The organism is Pseudomonas sp. MWU12-2345, from assembly GCF_023242385.1.
GTDB classification, from domain to species: Bacteria; Pseudomonadota; Gammaproteobacteria; order Pseudomonadales; family Pseudomonadaceae; genus Aquipseudomonas; species Aquipseudomonas gingeri_D.
Genome location: NZ_JALLJA010000005.1, coordinates 286,012 through 303,646, shown reverse-complemented (window position 1 = coordinate 303,646; position 17,635 = coordinate 286,012). Strand labels below are relative to the sequence as shown.

The following is a 17,635-nucleotide window of genomic DNA, read 5'->3' as shown; positions in this document are numbered from 1 at the left end:
GCTTACACCTTCGACACAAGAGGACGGCCCAACAGGCCTTGCGGCCGAAAGACCAGTACCAGGACCAGCAGCGAGAAGCTGAAGACGTCCTTGTAATCCGAGTTGACCAGGCCGGAGAACAGCGATTCGGAGATGCCGAGGATGATCCCGCCGAGCATGGCGCCCGGTAGCGAGCCGATGCCGCCGAGCACCGCGGCGGTAAACGCCTTGATGCCGATCACGAAGCCGGCGTAGAAGTCGAAAGTGCCGTAGTTCATGGTGATCAGCACACCCGCGAGGGCCGCCATGGCCGCGCCGATGATGAACACATAGGAAATCACGCGGTCGGTGTTGATCCCGAGAATCGAAGCCATCTTGCGGTCTTGCTGGGTCGCGCGACACATGCGGCCCAACTTGGTGTACTTGATGACATAGGTCAAAAGGCCCATGCCGAGGAACGCGGCCACCAGGATAAAGACCTTGGTGTAGGTGAGCTGGACAAAGCCGGTGCCGACATCGACGCGCCAGGCGCCGGTGAGCAGCGTCGGTACGCCCTGTTGCTTGGCGCCCTGGGCGATCTGCGCGTAGTTCTGCAGGATCAGCGAAATCCCGATGGCGCTGATCAGCGGTGCCAGGCGGGTGGAGTTGCGCAGGGGTTTGTAGGCGATACGCTCGATGACCCAGCCATACACCCCGGTGACGATGATGGTGAAGACCAGCGTGCCGAGCATCAGGAGCGGGAAGGATTCAATACCGAAGTAAGCCAGCAGAGCCAGACTGATTGCCGCGAGGTAAGCGGAAATCATGTAAACCTCGCCGTGGGCGAAGTTGATCATGCCGATGATGCCATAGACCATTGTGTAGCCGATGGCGATCAGGCCATAGACCGACCCGAGGGTCAGGCCGTTGACCAGTTGCTGCAGGAAAATACCATCCATAACGCAATCTCACGCATTTGAGAGACTGCACAGAAGCGCACCGCGACGGTCGGGGTTCAACCACCGTCGCAGCACAGCCATGTGCAGCTCTACGAGAAAAGACAGGTACTGCACGGACACGCTTGGCGACTGGCTGGCGCACGGGGCGCCAGCCGGGTCAGGCCTTCATGTCACTTCTGTTTTTCCAGCTGATGGTATTTGCCGTCTTTGTCCCACTGGTAGACCACGTAGTCGGAGATCTTCAGGTCGCCCTTGGCGTCCCAGGTCTTCTCGCCCATCACGGTCTTGACCGGGTGTGCTTTCAGCCACTTGGCCGCCTCTTCGCCCTTGTTGGACTTGGCGCCGTTGAAAGCCGCGGCCAGGGTCTGTACCGAGGCGTAGGCATAGAGGGTGTAACCTTCCGGCTCGTAGCCCGACTTGCGGAACTGGTCAACGACCGCCTTGCTGTCCGGCAGCAGACGTGGGTCGGCGCCGAAGGTCATGAGTACACCGTCGACGTATTGCGGACCACCGGCAGTGGTCACCAGTTCGTCGGTGACGATACCGTCGTCAGACATGAACTTGACGTCTTTCAAGCCTTCAGTGCGCAGTTGCTTGACCAGCGGACCGGCTTCCGGGTGCAGGCCGCCGAAGTAGACCACGTCGGCACCAGCGGCACGGATCTTGGTCACCAGGGCGCTGAAGTCCTTCTCGCCACGGGTCAGGCCTTCGTAGATCACCGGAGTCACACCGCGCTTGATCAACTGGGCCTTGGTGGCATCCGCCAGGCCTTGGCCATAGGTGTCCTTGTCGTGGATGACCGCGACTTTCTTGCCCTTGAGCACGTCGACGATGTAGTTGCCGGCCACGATGCCCTGCTGGTCGTCACGACCACACATACGGAACATCGCACCCAGACCGCGCTCGGTCACCTGAGGGTTGGTAGAGCCCGGGGTGATCGCGATGATGCCCGCTTCGTCGTAGATCTCCGAAGCCGGGATGGTGGAAGAGGAACAGAAGTGCCCGACGACGCCGGCGACTTTCTGGTTGCTCAGGTCCTTGGCGACCGTTACCGCCTGTTTTGGCTCACAGGCATCATCGCCCTTGACCAGGACGATTTTTTCGCCGTTGACGCCACCGGCCGCGTTGATCGCATCCGCCGCCGCTTGCGCACCTTTCATGTACTGCTCGCCGAAAGAAGCGTTGGCACCGGTCATCGGACCCGCCACGCCGATCTTGACGTCAGCCTGAGCAAACGCAGAAACACCCAACGCAGCAGCCACTGCGAGGGCTACAAAGCCTTTCTTGTAAAACGTCTGGGACATGAGGTGGTGCTCCAAGGTTTTTTTAGTTGGCACTGCGACTTCAATGAATGCTCAGAGCAAGGGGCGTGCCATAGGTTTTTTGTTCTGCAAAAAGTCGCTGTCTTATTGTTTTATGGACTGTTTCGGGCCCTTTTTAACTGGGCGTGCAACCGTCTAAACCGCGGAAGGTGGAACCTTTCAAGAAAAAAGGTGCAACCCAGCGGTGCCACTATTGCAACCATGGCGCCGAAGGGCGTGCAACCACCCTGTAACAACGTGCGTCACCGAAGTGCACACTCGCGGTGCGCGACTGCTACATCGCGCACCATTACAGGCTAGCCGTCTCGAACAAAAGCGCCGTCCGATTCGGCATTTTTTGTTGTTTCAAATGACAATCCGCAGGCACTGGCCCGCGTGATACAGCGAAAAGCCAGCCTCGTAGAGACCACTGCGCAGGCCCACCGCCGGTATCGGCCGCATGGGCGCGAAGGGAATCGGCAGGGCCTGAGGATTTCCGTTACACAGGTAATCGGCGAACGCCTTGCCGACCACCGTGCCCGTGGTCACCCCACGCCCGTTGTAGCCGGTGACTGCCACTAAACCGGGCGCCGGTTCGAACAGGCGCATCAGATGGTCGGGGGTAAAGGCGATACAACCGGTCCAGGTGCATTCCCAGTCGACCTTTTTCAGGTAGGGGAAATAGTGCTGTTGCACGCGGTCGGCCCAGGCCCGCAGGAACCACGCCGGTTTCTGGTTGCCGTTGCCCAGGCTGCCCAGCAACAGGCGACCGTCGGCATCGCGGCGAATGCTGCTGAGCACCTGGCGGGTATCCCAGGAGCCCTGTCCGCCCGGCAGTATCTGCCGCGCGGCTTCTTCGGTCAGCGGGCTGGAGGCGACCTGGTAGTAGTAGCCCGGAAAGAAGTTGCGCCGCAGTTCGGTCCACTCGCCTTCGGTGTAGGCATTGGAGGCCATCACCACCTGTTCGGCGCTGACCGCGCCCTCGGCGGTCTGCACCGACCAACGCTGGCCCTGGCGTTCCAGGCGGGTGACCGGGGAATGGTCGAACAGCTGCGCCCCCAGCCGCGACGCGGCCTTGGCCAGGCCCGAGGTATAGGCCATGGGATTGAGGGTGCCGGCGCGCCGGTCGAGCAAGGCGGCGCCGATTTTTTGGGTGCCGGTGGCGATTTCGCAATCCTTGCCGGTCAGCAGCTCCACCGGTGCGCCACGACGTTTCCACTGCGCTTCACGGCTGCGCAGATCGGCCTCGCCCTTGGCGTTGTGGGCCATGTGCAAGGTGCCTTCGCGGCGCAGTTGGCAATCGATGCCATGCTTGTCCACCAGGCTGAAGACCAGGGCCGGCGCCGCCCCCAACATGCGGTTGAGCTGGCTGCCCACCGCTTCGCCGAAACCGGCCTCGATCTCGTCCGGGGGAATCCACATCCCGGCATTGACCAGCCCCACATTGCGTCCGGAACCGCCGTGGCCGGTACGATGGGCTTCCAGCACGCAGACGCTCTTGCCTTGTTCACGCAGATGAATCGCGGCCGAGAGCCCGGTGATACCGGCGCCGATCACGCAGACATCGACCTTCAACTCGCCCTTGAAGGACGGTGCTTCAGGCCGCTGCGGCGTCAGTGTTTCCCATAGACATTCTTCACGTAACGGCATTGCCAGACTCCGAAAATGAAACCCGTCAGTCGAAGGTAATGCCCTGGGCCAGCGGCAATTCCAGCGAGTAGTTCACGGTATTGGTCTGGCGGCGCATGTAACCGCGCCAGGCGTCCGAACCCGACTCGCGACCGCCACCGGTTTCCTTCTCGCCGCCAAAGGCGCCGCCGATCTCCGCACCGCTCGGGCCGATGTTGACGTTGGCAATGCCGCAGTCGCTGCCTACCGCCGACATGAACTGCTCAGCCTCGCGCACATCGGTGGTGAAGATGCACGAAGACAGGCCTTGTGGCACCGCATTGTTCAAACGCAGGGCTTCGGCGAAGTCGCTGTAACCGATCACGTAGAGAATCGGGGCAAAGGTTTCGTGGCAGACCACTTCGCTCTGCTCCGGCATCTCGACGATGGCCGGCGACACGTAATAGGCATTCGGGAATTTGTCCTGCAACTGGCGCTCGCCGCCGAACACCCGGCCGCCTTCGCTCAGGGCCTGCTCCAGGGCGTCCTGCATGTTCTCGAAGCTTTGCTTGTCGATCAGCGGGCCGACCAGGTTGCCTTCCAGCGGATGACCGATACGCACCTTGGAATAGGCCGCTTTCAAACGGGTGACGATTTCCGCCTTGACCGATTCATGGGCAATCAGACGCCGCAAGCTGGTGCAGCGCTGGCCGGCGGTGCCGACGGCGCTGAACAGAATCGCCCGTACGGCCATGTCCAGGTCGGCGCTTGGGCCGAGGATCATGGCGTTGTTACCGCCCAGTTCGAGAATGCTGCGGGCAAAGCGTGCGGCCACTTTTGGCGCCACTTCACGGCCCATGCGGGTGCTGCCGGTAGCGCTGATCAGCGCCACACGCGGGTCATCGACCAGGGCGGCACCGGCGTCGCGGCCACCGATGATCACCTGGCTCAGGTACTCGGGCGCATCGCTGAAGTTCTTCAGTACACGCTCGAACAGGGCCTGGCAGGCCAGCGCGGTCAGCGGGGTCTTTTCCGAAGGTTTCCAGATCACCGAGTTGCCGCACACCAGCGCCAGGGAGGTGTTCCAGGCCCAGACCGCGACCGGGAAGTTGAAGGCGCTGATCACGCCGACCACACCCAGGGGATGCCAGGACTCACGCATATGGTGGCCCGGACGCTCGGAGGCGATGGTCAAGCCGTACAGCTGGCGCGACAGGCCCACGGCGAAGTCGCAGATATCGATCATTTCCTGCACTTCACCCAGGCCTTCCTGGGTGATCTTGCCGGCTTCCCAGGAAACCAGCTCACCGAGGTCGGCCTTGAATTCGCGCAGCACTTCACCGAACTGGCGCACCAGCTCGCCACGGCGCGGCGCCGGCACCTTGCGCCAGGCGTCGAAGGCGTGCTCGGCACGGCTGACCTGCTGCTCGACCTCAGCCGCGCCCTCCCAGTTCACGCCGGCGATGCGGCTGCCGTCGATGGGCGAATGCACGGGCTGTTTGCCCTGTTGATACAGCGCCGGGTCCACACCAAGACGATCAAGCAATGCGGCAACCATGGGGGTCACTCCTGTAGGCGAAAAACGGAACGCTTGCGTCGAAAACAACACGACGATTCAGACCTTCAGTTGTAGCGGCCTTCAGCTTTGCCAACAAACGACGATTAGGCGAGATATCATTCCATTTATTCATGCAGCGCAAGACAGAAGAAAAAGGCCCGTCCATGCTGAATAAAAGATACCTGCCTTCGATCACGGCCCTGCAATGTTTCGAAGCCGTCACCCGCCACCTGAGCTTCACCCGCGCGGCGGAAGAGCTGAACCTGACCCAGAGTGCCGTGAGCAAACAGGTCGCACAGTTGGAAGAACTGTTGCAGCACCTGCTGTTTCGCCGGGTACGGCGACGCCTGCAACTGACGCCGGCCGGGGATCTGTACCTGGTGGAAGTCCGAAAAATCCTGACCCAGGTGGAGATGTCGACCCACTACCTGCGTTCCTACGGCGGTGAAACCGAAGTCCTGCGGGTGTCCACACCCTCGACCTTCGGCGCCCGCTGGCTGGTGCCGCGGCTCAAGGGCTGGCGCCTGCGTCACCCGCATATCCACCTGGACCTGTGCAACGAACAGGAAGCCGACGACCTGCTGCAGGGCCGCAGCGACCTGGCGTTCTATTTCGGCCAGGGTTCGCGGCCGGGCACCGAGTGCGTGAAGCTGTTCGGTGAAGAGCTGGTGGCGGTGTGCGCGCCGGGCTGCCTGCCGGAGAAGCCCTTCAGCGATCCGACGCAGTTGAGCGAGCTGGTCCTGCTGCAGAACGCCTCGCGGCCCCAGGCCTGGCACGACTGGTTCGACAGCCAGGGGTATCACACCGAACACAGTTACCACGGGCCGCGTTTCGAGACCTTCTATATGTGTATCCGGGCGGCCCAGGTCGGCTGCGGCGTAGCCTTGCTGCCCAGGTTCCTGGTGGAAGAGGAACTGATGGAGGGCAAGCTGGTGCTCGCCTGGCCCCATGCGATGCCCAACCACGACGCCTATTACCTGGCATATCCAGAGCACTCGGCGGAAGTGCCGAAGGTGCGGGATTTTGTCTCATGGATGCTGGAGCAGATCGACAGTCCAGTGCAACCTTGAGGGTATTGCGCTGCCCTCTCGGGCCTCTTCGCGGGCAAGCTCCGCTCCCACAGTCTCGAGTCGTACCTGAGTTCTGCGCACGACCGGGAACCTGTGGGAGCGGAGCTTGCCCGCGAAGAGGCCGGCACCCGCAACAAAAATCGCTGGTAAAACCGCCAACGGATATGCGCCACTAGCGGTCTTCATTCAAGAACTGCCAGGACGCCGCTGTAACGCGCGACCGGCATGGAGATACCCGTTATGAGCGATAAGGCCTTTGGCGATCGCATTGTGCAGAACCTGCTGGACACCGACTTCTACAAGCTGACCATGATGCAGGCGGTGCTGCACAACTACCCCAACGTCGAAGTCGAATGGGATTTCCGCTGCCGCAACAGTGAAGACCTGCGCCCGTACCTGGCGGAAATCCGCTACCAGGTCGAACGCCTCGCCGAACTGAGCCTGAGTGCCGACCAGTTGGGTTTCCTGGAACGCATCAGCTTCCTCAAGCCGGACTTCCTGCGCTTCCTCGGCCTGTTCCGCTTCAACCTGCGCTATATCCACACCGGGATCGAGAACGGCGAGCTGTTTATCCGCCTGCGCGGCCCGTGGCTGCATGTGATCCTGTTCGAAGTGCCGCTGCTGGCCATCGTCAGCGAAGTGCGCAACCGCTATCGCTATCAGGAAACCCTGCTGAGCCAGGCCCGCGAACAGCTGTACCGCAAGTTCGACTGGCTGAACGCCAATGCCTCCCCCGATGAACTGGCGGAACTGCAGGTCGCCGACTTCGGCACCCGCCGGCGCTTCTCCTACCGAGTCCAGGAAGAAGTGGTCAGCGTGCTCAAGCACGACTTCCCCGGACGCTTCGTCGGCACCAGCAACGTGCACCTGGCGCGCGAATTCGACATGAAGCCCCTGGGCACCATGGCCCACGAGTGGATCATGGCCCACCAGCAACTCGGTCCACGGCTGATCGACAGCCAGATCGCCGCGCTCGACTGCTGGGTCCGCGAGTACCGCGGCCTGCTCGGCATCGCCCTGACCGACTGCATCACCACCGATGCCTTCCTCACGGACTTCGACCTTTACTTCGCCAAGCTCTTCGACGGTTTGCGCCATGATTCCGGCGACCCGGTGATCTGGGCCGAAAAATGCATCAATCGTTATCACCAGCTGGGTATCGACCCGATGAGCAAGACCCTGGTGTTTTCCGACAGCCTCAGTCTGCCCAAGGCCCTGGGGATATTTCGCGCGCTACGCGGTCGGATCAATGTCAGCTTCGGCATCGGCACCAACCTCACCTGCGACATCGAAGGGGTGGAACCGATGAGCATCGTGCTTAAAATGACTGCCTGCAATGGCCAACCCGTGGCGAAGATCTCCGACGAGCCGGGCAAGGCCCAGTGCAAGGACCCGAATTTCGTGGCCTACCTGCGCCATGTGTTCCAGGTCCCCGGCTAGAAATTCGTCCAGTGGTACCGATCAACCTGTTCCAGACCCCATCCCGCAAGGAGTGAATCATGCAAGCCGTACAGCGCCAGATTGCTGAACAGCTCAAGGTCCAGCCACCGTTCGCCGACCAGGCCGCCCTCGAAGCCGAAGTCGCGCGACGGGTCACCTTTATCCAGGATTGCCTGCTGAACTCCGGGCTCAAGACCCTGGTGCTGGGTATCAGCGGCGGTGTCGACTCATTGACCGCCGGCCTGCTGGCCCAACGCGCCATGCGTGAACTGCGCGAGCGCACCGGCAACCTGGATTACCGCTTCATTGCGGTGCGCCTGCCCTACGAAACCCAGTTCGACGAACACGAAGCCCAGGCCTCGGTGGACTTTATCGCCCCCGACGAACGCCACACGGTGAATATCGGCCCGGCGGTCAAATCCCTGGCTGGCGAAGTCGCCGCCTTCGAAGGCAAGGCCGCCGTGTCGCGGGACTTCGTCCTTGGCAATACCAAGGCGCGCATGCGCATGGTCGCGCAGTACACCATCGCTGGCGCCGCCCATGGCCTGGTGATCGGCACCGACCACGCGGCGGAAGCAGTGATGGGGTTCTTCACCAAGTTCGGTGACGGCGCCTGCGACCTGGCGCCGTTGAGCGGCCTGGTGAAAAACCAGGTCCGGGCCATCGCCCGGCACTTCGGCGCGCCGGAGTTCCTGGTGGAGAAAATCCCCACCGCCGACCTCGAGGACCTGGCACCGGGCAAGCCCGACGAAGCCTCCCACGGCGTGACCTATGCCGAGATCGACGCCTTCCTGCACGGCGAGCCGGTGCGCCAGGAAGCTTTCGACATCATTTGTCGGACGTACGAAAAAACCCATCACAAGCGTGAGATGCCATTTGCGCCGTGATTTATTCGGCGGGAATGTCGTAGGAATCGTCTATTTTTCCGCCTAGCACTTGAGGCAACATCGGTCACTGGGCAGTCTTCGCCGCATCTTGTTGTTGGCAGGGCCCAACCCGATGTTGCTCAATCGCAAATACCCCAAGTTGCACGCGCAACCCGTGTTCCGGCACCCCTGGTTTTTTCCGCTGCTCGGCGCGCTCGGGGTGGTCTGCTGGGTTGCCACCGCCGCCAGTACGCCGGACAAGCAGGCGGCCGGCCAGCCCAGCGCCGCGCATTTTCTGCTGATCGCCCAGATGCCGGCGCAAATCGCCTTGCGCGCCAACGCGCACTACATCCCGCAAGCCAACCAGACCGGCTGCCCCTATCAACCGCCGGTGCTGCATTTCAATACCGCCCTCGCCGACACGCCCCGCAGCTCCGACTTCAAGGTACCCCTGGGCTACGAATTGCCTGACTGCAAACTGTATCTGAGTGAAGTGGACTTCGAGACCGAGGCGTTCTACGGACCTGACAACCTGAACCGCAGCATCACCCATGGCGGCTCGATTGCCGTGCGCGACAACCTGCGGCCGGGGGTGTCGGGTTTTCCGAGTTCGGGAGAGAAACAGTATGAGGGCTTGTGCGATTGGGAGATTACCGACCCCGACGCCCTCTTCGGGCCGGGCCAGGTACTCACCTGCCATGCGCTGGACGATCAGGGGCGGGTGATCGGCGGCAATCGCAAACCCTCCAGGCTCGGCGGAACCCTGAGCCTGGAGGACCTGCAAGGCAAGCGTATTCGTCTGAATCTCAAGATGAAGGATCAACCCTGACCGCTGGAGCCAGGGTTGCGGCACGGGTTACTTGACCGCGAGCCTGCCTTTCATGATCGAGTTGTGGCCTGGGAACGAGCAGAAGAACTCGTAGTCCTCACCGGCGGTCAGTTTCGACACGTCGAAGGTGACCGAGTCCTTTTCACCGGCACCGATCAGCTTGGTGTGGGCGATGACGCGGGTGTCTCCGTCCTTCAGGTAGTTCTTGTCGATCCCGGCGCCCATGCCTTCAGACGCGATCGCGGCCATGTCGGAGGCCTTGCTCAGTACCCAGTTATGGCCCATGACGTTCTTCGGCAGGCTGCCGGAATGGCTCAGGTTCACGGTAAAGGTCTTGCAGCTCTTGTCGATGTTGATTTCCTTGACGGTGTAGGACATCTGATCGGTGGAGTCGACATCGACCTTACATTCGGCGGCAAGCAACTGACCACTGGCGAGGGCCAGCAGGGATACCGCAACAACTTTGGCGAACATGGTGAATCTCCAAGGCAGGGTATGAAAATCAAGGGCTCAAATGGGGAGAATAACCAAAATATGGCTCAGTTCTCCTGATCTGCATCAACAGATTGTATACAATCCTATGCTATCGCTTCGATGGATACAATCAACCAGCCAGACGAACTGGCGCCCTCTAACATTAGGACGTTCTCAGCCAACGGAGCGTCTACCATGTCAATTAACAGCCTGTTGCAAAGCTTGCTCGCCGCTTACGCCTGCGGGGCCAGCGGTACCTTTGAAAGGCCGTCGCGCGAGGTTTAATCCTTGGAGAGTCGCCTGCCAGCCTTTACTCTGGGGTCAGCCTGTCGCGAAAAACCATTGTTTCGTGTGCTGCGCCACGAACACAGGCAGAATACGCGCCGCTCAACCTCACCTTCGACCCCAGAGGATCGCCCATGGCCAAACCCAATTACTCCTTTGCCAAACGTCAACGCGACCTGGCCAAAGAGCAGAAGAAAGAGGAAAAGCTGCAGCGCAAGAAAACCACCGCCGAAGAAGAGGCCGCGGCCTTGTTGAACCCCGAAGCGGAAGGCGAAGAAACCGAGGCACAGGATCCGACCCCGAACGCCTGATTGCACCGGGCTCTGCTCCTACAGATTCAGGCCGTACGCAAAACCCGCGCTCGACGCCAAACTGTAGGAGCCGGGCTTGCCCGCGAAAAGGCCCTCAAAACCGCCAAAAGCTTCGCGAGCAAGCTCTGCTCCCACAGGTTCCGTAGCGTTTTCGAAGTCATATCCGGCTTAGCTGACCGACCGCCCCACATCCCCCATCGGCATCACCGTCACCTGGACTTCCGGGTCATGGTTGCCGCCCCCCAGAATCACCCCGCGCAACGGCGACACATCGGAGAAATCCCGGCCCCAGGCCAGGGTGATGTGCTCCAGGGCCGGCTGCACATTGTTGGTCGGATCGAAATCCACCCAGCCCGACACCGGACAGAACACCGACACCCAGGCATGGGAGGCATCGGCACCGATCAGCCGCGGCTGGCCGGGCGGTGGCTGGGTCAGCAGGTAGCCGCTGACATAACGCGCCGCCAGGCCCCGCGAGCGCAGGCAGGCGAGCATCAGGTGGGCGAAGTCCTGGCAGACCCCGCGCCGCCGCTCCAGCACCTCCACCAGCGGCGTGGCGACCTGGGTCGCCTCGGCATCGAAGGTGAACTCGCTGAAAATCTTCTCCATCAACGCCTGGACACCCACCAGCAACGGACGCCCGAGCGGGAAACAGCTCTCGGAAAACTCGACGAAGCTTTTCTTCAGATGCACGTAGGGCGATTCAAAACGATAACGGCAAGCCTCGAGAATCTCCGGGTTCAGCACCTGGCCGCTGTAGGTCAAGGCGTTGCGTGTGTCATCCCAAGCCGCGGACAAATTGAAGTTCACCGCCGGTCGTGCCAACACCTCGACATTCAGCCAGGCATTGACCAGCAACTCGTCATGGGGCCGCTCGAACGCCAGCCGGGTCAAGGGATTGCCGAACACATCGAGCTCATCCCGGCGGCTGGTGGGCTCGGGGCTGATCTTCAACATCTGCTCGCTGCACACTTGCCAGTCACAAGCCCGTGGCCACAGGTGGGCGAGTTGCTGGGCCAGGGACACCGGGCTGTCGTAGTGATAGTGGGTATCGTGGAAAATCTGGTAGAGGGCACTCATCACACGGACACCGTCTGCTGGCTGACATCGTCGACATGGGCAAAATGCCGCAAGGCCAGGCGATCGGAGACTTGGCCGCTGGCATCGGCGACTTCCTGCAACAGCTCGGCCAGGCCGTCGAGCACATCGCGCACGCCGGTCTCGCCGAACAGGGCGCTTTCCAGGTTGCCCAGATCGAAACGCCCCAGGCGCTCGACCAACTGGTTCAGCCCCAACTCCCGCGGCACACCGAAGTCATCGTTCAAACGGCGCAAGGTGCGGCTCACCAGTTTCAGCTGGAACAGCACCGCATGGGGGTTCTGCTCATCCAGCAGCAACAGGTCGAGCACCGGGATCAGCTGCGGCACCGCCAGGTAGCGCGAACGATAGGTGATGCTGCTGTTGCCCAGCTCCAGCAACCACTCCAGCCCGGCCTGATCGAACACCGCGATGCCGCGCAGGAAGGCCGCCAGGCTGCTGCTGAGAAACTGCAGGCGCTCGATGCGCCGACCGATCATCAGGAAACGCCAGCCCTCGTCGCGGGTCATGTCGTCCAGGGCAAAGCCGGACAAGGCCGCCAGGGACATGACCAGGCGGTTGAGGAAGTCCAGCAGTTCGCCGAAGTTCGGGTCTTCGCTTTCCAGGCTCAGGGCTTCGCGCTGCAACTCCACCAGCGCCTGCCAGTTTTCCCGCGACAGCTTGCCGCGCACCTGGGATGCCGCCCACTGCAAGCGCTGCAAGTTGGAGCGCAGGCTGAACGGCCAGTCGTCGCCGAGCAGGGCCGCCAGCAGGCGCTCGGGCAATTCGCCCTCGTCCGGCAGCAGCATCAGGCTTTCGCCAAGCTCCACCGCCGCCTGCAGGGCCTGGGGATCATCGCCGTCGACATAACGCGCCAGCATGATCCGCAACAAGCGCGCGCTGTCATCACAACGCTCGCAGTAGCGGCCGAACCAGAACAGGTTTTCCACCACCCGCGACGGCAGGTAGGGATCGCGTCGCACCAGGTCACGGACCCCGAGGGAACGCTGGGTGCGCCATTGCTCACCGCTGGGCATGCGTTCGCTGAGCACCCAGGTGTCCTTGCTCGCACCGCCGCGCTGCATCGACACCACCTCGGCGTCAGCGTCGGCAGCCACCCGCGTCAGGCCACCGGGCAACACCCGATAACCCTCGGCGCTGGCAACAGCGTACACGCGCATGCCGATAGCCCTCGGTTGCAAGGCGCCCTCCTCGGCTTGCCAGATCGGTGCCTGGGACAACTGCGCCAACTCCTGGGCGACATAGGCGTAAGGCCGTGCGCGTATGCGCTCGGCCAGGGCCTGGCGCTGCTCGTCATCGAGGTCGCGGCCGAACACCGGGACAAAACTCTGGGACGGGAACGCCGGCTTGATCAACAGCTCAGGCAGTTTTTCCAGGGCCTGGGCCAGCACCGGCGGCTCACCGCACCACCAGGTGGCAATGGACGGCAGGATCAGTTCTTCACCGAACAGGTGCTGGTTGATTTTCGGCAGGAAGCCCAGCAGACCGGGGGACTCCAGCACGCCGCTGCCCAGGGCATTGGCCACCAGCACCCGGCCCTGGCGCACCGCCTCCAGCAGGCCGGGCACGCCGAGGGCCGAGTCGGTGCGCAGCTCCAGCGGATCGCAGAAGTCGTCGTCGAGCCGGCGCATGATCGCGTGCACCCGCTGCAAGCCGCTCAAAGTCTTGAGGTAGACCGTGGCGTCGCGCACCGTCAGGTCGCCGCCTTCCACCAGCGGATAGCCCAGTTGGCGCGCCAGGTAGAGGTGTTCGAAATAGCTTTCGTTGAAACGTCCCGGGGTCAGCAGCACCACCAGCGGCGCCTCGGCATCGCTCGGCGCCTGGCGTACCAGGGTTTCCTGCAGGGTGCGGAAGAACCCGGCCAGGTGATGTACCCGCAAGTCGCGGTAAAGATCGGGAAAGGCCCGCGACACGATGGTGCGGTTTTCCAGGGCATAACCGGCCCCGGAGGGCGCCTGGGTCCGATCCGCCGTGACCCACCAGCGACCGTCCGGCGTGCGCGCCAGGTCCACGGCGAACATGTGCAGGAAGGTCCCCGCCGGTGGCTGGATGCCCTGGCACGGCCAGAGGAAATTGTTGTGGCCGAAGACCAGCTCGGCGGGCAGCAGGCCGTCGCGAATCAGGGTTTGCGGGCCATAGAGATCGGCCAGCACCGCGTTCAACAGTCGCGCGCGCTGGGCAATGCCCGCCGCCACCCGCTGCCATTCGTCAGCGGGGATGATATGCGGCAACAGATCGAGCTCCCAGGGCCGGTCGGCGCCCTTGGGGTCGGCATAGACGTTGTAGGTCACGCCGTTTTCCTGGATCTGCCGGGCCAACAGGGCCTGGCGCTGCGCCAGTTGTACGGGCGTGCTGCGTTGCAGCTGGTCGACCAGCGGCCGCCAATGCGCACGCACGGCGCCGCCGTCGTCCAGCAGTTCGTGATAGGTCCCCGGTGTCAGCGGGTAGCGGTCAAGCAGGTCGGGCATGGAAAGCTCGGCAGACGGCAAGGGCAATCAAGGTTAACGCAGACAGATGGCGCACGGATACGCGAAAACTCCGTGCGCCCTGTCAGCTTTATATGTGTCGCAGGTCCAATGTCATCGGCAGTTCGTCGTTGATCTTCAACGTCGGAACCGGCAGCGTGCCAGGACTGTGGCCGAGGCGGAAGAACCGCGCCATGCGCCGGCTTTCCGCTTCGTTGGCGTTCACCGGCAAGGTCTCATAGTTGCGCCCGCCCGGGTGGGCGACATGGTACTGGCAACCGCCCAGGGAGCGATGCATCCAGGTGTCGAGCAGGTCGAACACCAACGGCGCATGAACCGGGATGGTCGGTTGCAGGCAGTTGGCCGGTTGCCAGGCGCGATAACGCACGCCGGCGACAAATTCGCCGACCCGCCCGGTGGGTTGCAGCGGGACCGCCACGCCGTTGCAGGTCAGCAGATAGCGTTGCGGCGCCAGGCCGCTCAACTTGACCTGCAGGCGCTCCAGGGACGAATCCACATAACGCACCGTGCCGCCGACCGCGCCCTCCTCGCCCAGCACATGCCAGGGTTCGAGGGCCTGGCGAACTTCCAGCTCGATGCCGTTGACCGCGTAGTCGCCGACTTTCGGGAAACGGAACTCCAGGTGTGCGGCGAACCACTCGGCGCGCAGGGGATAACCGGCGGCGTTGAGATCGACGATCACATCGGCGAAGTCCTGTTCGATAAAGTGCGGCAACAGGAAACGATCGTGCAGTTCGGTGCCCCAGCGCGCCAGCTTGGGCGGTGCATAGGGCTCGCGCCAGAACCGCGCCACCAGCGCCCGCAGCAACAATTGCTGGGTCAGGCTCATGCGCGCGTGGGGCGGCATTTCAAAGGCGCGCAGTTCCAGCAGGCCCAGGCGCCCCGTGGCACCGTCCGGCGAGTAGAGTTTGTCGATACAGAACTCGGCACGGTGGGTGTTGCCGGTCACGTCGATCAGCAGATTGCGCAACAGCCGATCCACCAACCAGGGCGGGCATTCCTCACCCGGTTGCGGCATCTGCGCGAAGGCGATTTCCAGTTCGTACAGCGAGTCGTTGCGCGCTTCGTCCACCCGTGGCGCCTGGGAGGTCGGGCCGATAAACAGCCCGGAGAACAGGTAGGACAGCGACGGGTGATTGTGCCAATAGCTGATCAGGCTGCGCAGCAGGTCGGGACGGCGCAGGAACGGCGAGTCCGCCGGCGTGGCGCCACCAAGGACAAAGTGGTTGCCGCCGCCGGTGCCGGTATGGCGCCCGTCGATCATGAATTTCTCGGTGGTCAGGCGGGTCTGGCGCGCCTCCTCATAGAGGAACTCGGTGCGTTCCACCAACTCGTCCCAGGTGGCGGACGGCTGTACATTGACCTCGATCACGCCCGGGTCCGGGGTGATCCGGAAGTTTGCCAGACGCGCATCGTGGGGTGGCTCGTAGCCTTCCAGCAACACCGGGCAATGCAGCTCCTCGGCGGTGGCCTCAATGGCGCTGACCAACTCCAGATAGTCTTCGACCCGCTCCAGCGGTGGCATGAACAGGTACAGGCGCCCACCCCGGGCTTCGGCGCACAAGGCGGTGCGGGTCAGCCAGGCGGCGGACTCGTCGATCTTCGGCACCCGCTCTTCGCTGACCACGGGCTCGCCGTGGACCTTGAGGGCAGCGGTGTCCGGCAACTCGGGCAGATCCTGGTTCGGATCGGTCGGGTGCACGAAGGGATATTCCGCCGCCGTCACCCAAGGCTGGGACGCCAGCGGCAGGCGATAACCCAGCGGCGAATCCCCCGGTACCAGCCGGCAATGGCTGTCCCGCAGGTACCAGCGCCCGCTCTGCCAATGGTCATTGGCGGCGGTGCGGGCCAGCGGCAGCACCTGGCCGATGACCTTGTCCAGGCCCTGGGAGAACACCTTGCGCAGCCGCGCGCGCTCCGGCTCGTCATCCAGTCGTGGGTCCGTGGCCGTGACGTTGATCGGCAACTGCCCCTCGCGCCACAGGTAGTAGAAATTATCCTCGTAGGCCGGGAACACGAAGCGGCTCGGCAGTTTCAGACGCTCGGCAACACTCGCCAGGAAACGCCCGGCCATTTCGCCGTCGGCACCGTAATCTTCCTGCTCATCGGCGATCAGTGCGTCGTTATGCCAGATCGGCACGCCATCGCGGCGCCAGTAGCTGTTGAGCGACCAGCGCGGCAACTGTTCGCCCGGATACCACTTGCCCTGGCCGAAATGCACCAGGCCTTGCGGGGCATACCGCTTGCGCATGCGCTGGAACAGTTCGGCGGACAGCCGGCGTTTGTCCGGGCCCAGGGCGGCGGTGTTCCACTCGGCGCCGTCGGGATCGTCGATGGAGACGAAGGTCGGCTCGCCCCCCATGGTCAGGCGCACATCGCCTTCGAGCAGATCGGCATCAATTTGTCGGCCCAGGGCCTGGATCGCCAGCCATTGCTCCTCGGTGTAGGGCTTGGTGACGCGCGGCGCCTCCCAGATCCGCTCCACCGACATTTCATGGCTGAACTCGCACTCGCAAGGTTCCACCAGGCCACTGATTGGCGCCGCTGACGACGGATCGGGACTACAGGCCAACGGAATATGCCCTTCCCCGGCGAACAGCCCGGAAGTGGCATCCAGGCCGATCCAGCCGGCACCCGGCAGATAGACTTCGCACCAGGCGTGCAGGTCGGTGAAGTCGACCTCGGTGCCGGACGGGCCGTCGAGGGCTTTCACATCGGCGGTGAGCTGGATCAGGTAGCCGGAGACAAAACGCGCCGCCAGCCCCAGGTGACGCAGCAGTTGCACCAACAACCAGGCCGAGTCGCGGCAGGAGCCGGAGGCGTTGACGAGGGTCTGCTCGGGCGTCTGCACGCCCGGCTCCATGCGGATCAGGTAGCCGATGTCTTCGCTCAGGCGCTGGTTGAGGGCCACGAGGAAGTCCACGCTGGGCAACGGCGTGCGGTCGATGCCGTCCAGGTAGGCCTGGAACTTGGGCGTCAGCGGCAGCTTTTCCAGATAGGGCGACAGCTCGTGCTTTTCATCGGCGGCGTAGGTGAACGGGATTTTCTCGGCGTAGGGCTCGAGGAAAAAGTCGAACGGGTTGAACACCGCCATCTCGGCGACCAGGTCGACCTCGATACGCAGTTCCGTGGTTTTTTCCGGGAACACCAGCCGCGCCAGGTAGTTGCCCTGGGGGTCCTGTTGCCAGTTGATGAAATGCTGCTCGGGCTGGACCTTCAGCGCATAGGACAAAATCCGCGTGCGACTGTGGGCCGCCGGACGCAGGCGAACGATCTGCGGACCGAGCTCGATGGCGCGTTCATAGCGGTAATGCGTGACATGGTGCAATGCGACATGGATCGACACGGCGTGCCTCCTGCGAGCCTGGGCTTATACCTGTGCGCGCAAGACT

13 protein-coding genes are annotated in these 17,635 nt (G+C 62.9%); 5 read left to right on the top strand and 8 right to left on the bottom strand.

What is annotated here, in order from left to right:
* Window positions 1-2: 2 nt before the first annotated feature.
* The 4 genes from M5C71_RS13435 to M5C71_RS13420 all read right to left on the bottom strand — a co-directional run bounded on the left by M5C71_RS13435 (window position 3) and on the right by M5C71_RS13420 (window position 5,384).
* Window positions 3-917, bottom strand: coding sequence for a branched-chain amino acid ABC transporter permease LivH (locus M5C71_RS13435; RefSeq protein ID WP_100939679.1), 915 nt, complete (start codon window positions 915-917; stop codon window positions 3-5).
* Between the two features lie 170 nt (window positions 918-1,087).
* Window positions 1,088-2,221, bottom strand: coding sequence for a branched-chain amino acid ABC transporter substrate-binding protein (locus M5C71_RS13430; protein WP_103495672.1), 1,134 nt, complete (start codon window positions 2,219-2,221; stop codon window positions 1,088-1,090).
* Between the two features lie 363 nt (window positions 2,222-2,584).
* On the bottom strand, window positions 2,585-3,868 hold the full coding sequence (locus M5C71_RS13425; RefSeq protein WP_152737675.1) for an FAD-binding oxidoreductase: 1,284 nt from the start codon (window positions 3,866-3,868) through the stop codon (window positions 2,585-2,587).
* A 25-nt stretch (window positions 3,869-3,893) separates the two neighbouring features.
* A complete protein-coding gene (locus tag M5C71_RS13420) occupies window positions 3,894-5,384 on the bottom strand; it encodes an aldehyde dehydrogenase family protein (protein ID WP_248768017.1) in 1,491 nt (496 codons plus the stop codon).
* Window positions 5,385-5,548: 164 nt separating this feature from the next.
* On the opposite strand from M5C71_RS13420, the gene M5C71_RS13415 reads away from it, so the two are divergent.
* From M5C71_RS13415 to M5C71_RS13400, 4 genes are all read left to right on the top strand, one after another.
* On the top strand, window positions 5,549-6,454 hold the full coding sequence (locus M5C71_RS13415) for a LysR family transcriptional regulator (protein ID WP_103495683.1): 906 nt from the start codon (window positions 5,549-5,551) through the stop codon (window positions 6,452-6,454).
* A gap of 240 nt (window positions 6,455-6,694) precedes the next feature.
* Window positions 6,695-7,894, top strand: a complete 1,200-nt coding sequence (pncB, locus tag M5C71_RS13410) for a nicotinate phosphoribosyltransferase (RefSeq protein WP_103495669.1) — start codon at window positions 6,695-6,697, stop codon at window positions 7,892-7,894.
* A gap of 59 nt (window positions 7,895-7,953) precedes the next feature.
* Entirely contained in the window at window positions 7,954-8,781 is an 828-nt protein-coding gene (gene nadE / locus M5C71_RS13405) for an ammonia-dependent NAD(+) synthetase (RefSeq protein ID WP_103495668.1), read from the top strand.
* A 112-nt stretch (window positions 8,782-8,893) separates the two neighbouring features.
* Window positions 8,894-9,589, top strand: coding sequence for a hypothetical protein (locus tag M5C71_RS13400; protein WP_103495667.1), 696 nt, complete (start codon window positions 8,894-8,896; stop codon window positions 9,587-9,589).
* Window positions 9,590-9,616: 27 nt separating this feature from the next.
* Here M5C71_RS13400 and azu read toward each other — a convergent pair whose 3' ends face one another.
* Window positions 9,617-10,063: an azurin gene (gene azu, locus M5C71_RS13395; protein ID WP_248768016.1), complete on the bottom strand. Its 447-nt coding sequence runs from the start codon at window positions 10,061-10,063 to the stop codon at window positions 9,617-9,619.
* 419 nt (window positions 10,064-10,482) lie between these two features.
* Between azu and M5C71_RS13390 the strand changes: the two genes are divergently transcribed.
* The gene (locus tag M5C71_RS13390; protein ID WP_177144542.1) at window positions 10,483-10,659 is read left to right on the top strand and encodes a hypothetical protein; all 177 of its coding nucleotides are present in this window, start codon (window positions 10,483-10,485) and stop codon (window positions 10,657-10,659) included.
* A gap of 168 nt (window positions 10,660-10,827) precedes the next feature.
* Here the strand turns inward: M5C71_RS13390 and M5C71_RS13385 are convergent, their stop codons facing one another.
* The 3 genes from M5C71_RS13385 to M5C71_RS13375 form a co-directional block, all read right to left on the bottom strand.
* Window positions 10,828-11,739, bottom strand: coding sequence for a transglutaminase family protein (locus M5C71_RS13385; protein ID WP_248768015.1), 912 nt, complete (start codon window positions 11,737-11,739; stop codon window positions 10,828-10,830).
* Window positions 11,739-14,225 (bottom strand): circularly permuted type 2 ATP-grasp protein, encoded by a 2,487-nt coding sequence (locus tag M5C71_RS13380; RefSeq protein ID WP_248768014.1) that lies wholly within the window; start codon window positions 14,223-14,225, stop codon window positions 11,739-11,741. Before M5C71_RS13380 ends, M5C71_RS13385 begins: the two co-directional genes overlap by 1 nt.
* 88 nt (window positions 14,226-14,313) lie before the next feature.
* Entirely contained in the window at window positions 14,314-17,589 is a 3,276-nt protein-coding gene (locus M5C71_RS13375) for a transglutaminase family protein (protein WP_248768013.1), read from the bottom strand.
* Window positions 17,590-17,635 lie beyond the last annotated feature (46 nt).

What these genes read in the sequence shown, in the direction of transcription:
- M5C71_RS13415 (WP_103495683.1), top strand. Translation starts at nt 5,549, where the DNA reads ATGCTGAATAAAAGATACCTGCCTTCGATCACGGCCCTGCAATGTTTC.
- M5C71_RS13430 (WP_103495672.1), bottom strand. Translation starts at nt 2,221, where the DNA reads ATGTCCCAGACGTTTTACAAGAAAGGCTTTGTAGCCCTCGCAGTGGCT.
- M5C71_RS13400 (WP_103495667.1), top strand. Translation starts at nt 8,894, where the DNA reads ATGTTGCTCAATCGCAAATACCCCAAGTTGCACGCGCAACCCGTGTTC.
- M5C71_RS13380 (WP_248768014.1), bottom strand. Translation starts at nt 14,225, where the DNA reads ATGCCCGACCTGCTTGACCGCTACCCGCTGACACCGGGGACCTATCAC.
- M5C71_RS13385 (WP_248768015.1), bottom strand. Translation starts at nt 11,739, where the DNA reads ATGAGTGCCCTCTACCAGATTTTCCACGATACCCACTATCACTACGAC.
- nadE (WP_103495668.1), top strand. Translation starts at nt 7,954, where the DNA reads ATGCAAGCCGTACAGCGCCAGATTGCTGAACAGCTCAAGGTCCAGCCA.
- M5C71_RS13420 (WP_248768017.1), bottom strand. Translation starts at nt 5,384, where the DNA reads ATGGTTGCCGCATTGCTTGATCGTCTTGGTGTGGACCCGGCGCTGTAT.
- pncB (WP_103495669.1), top strand. Translation starts at nt 6,695, where the DNA reads ATGAGCGATAAGGCCTTTGGCGATCGCATTGTGCAGAACCTGCTGGAC.
- M5C71_RS13435 (WP_100939679.1), bottom strand. Translation starts at nt 917, where the DNA reads ATGGATGGTATTTTCCTGCAGCAACTGGTCAACGGCCTGACCCTCGGG.
- M5C71_RS13390 (WP_177144542.1), top strand. Translation starts at nt 10,483, where the DNA reads ATGGCCAAACCCAATTACTCCTTTGCCAAACGTCAACGCGACCTGGCC.
- azu (WP_248768016.1), bottom strand. Translation starts at nt 10,063, where the DNA reads ATGTTCGCCAAAGTTGTTGCGGTATCCCTGCTGGCCCTCGCCAGTGGT.
- M5C71_RS13425 (WP_152737675.1), bottom strand. Translation starts at nt 3,868, where the DNA reads ATGCCGTTACGTGAAGAATGTCTATGGGAAACACTGACGCCGCAGCGG.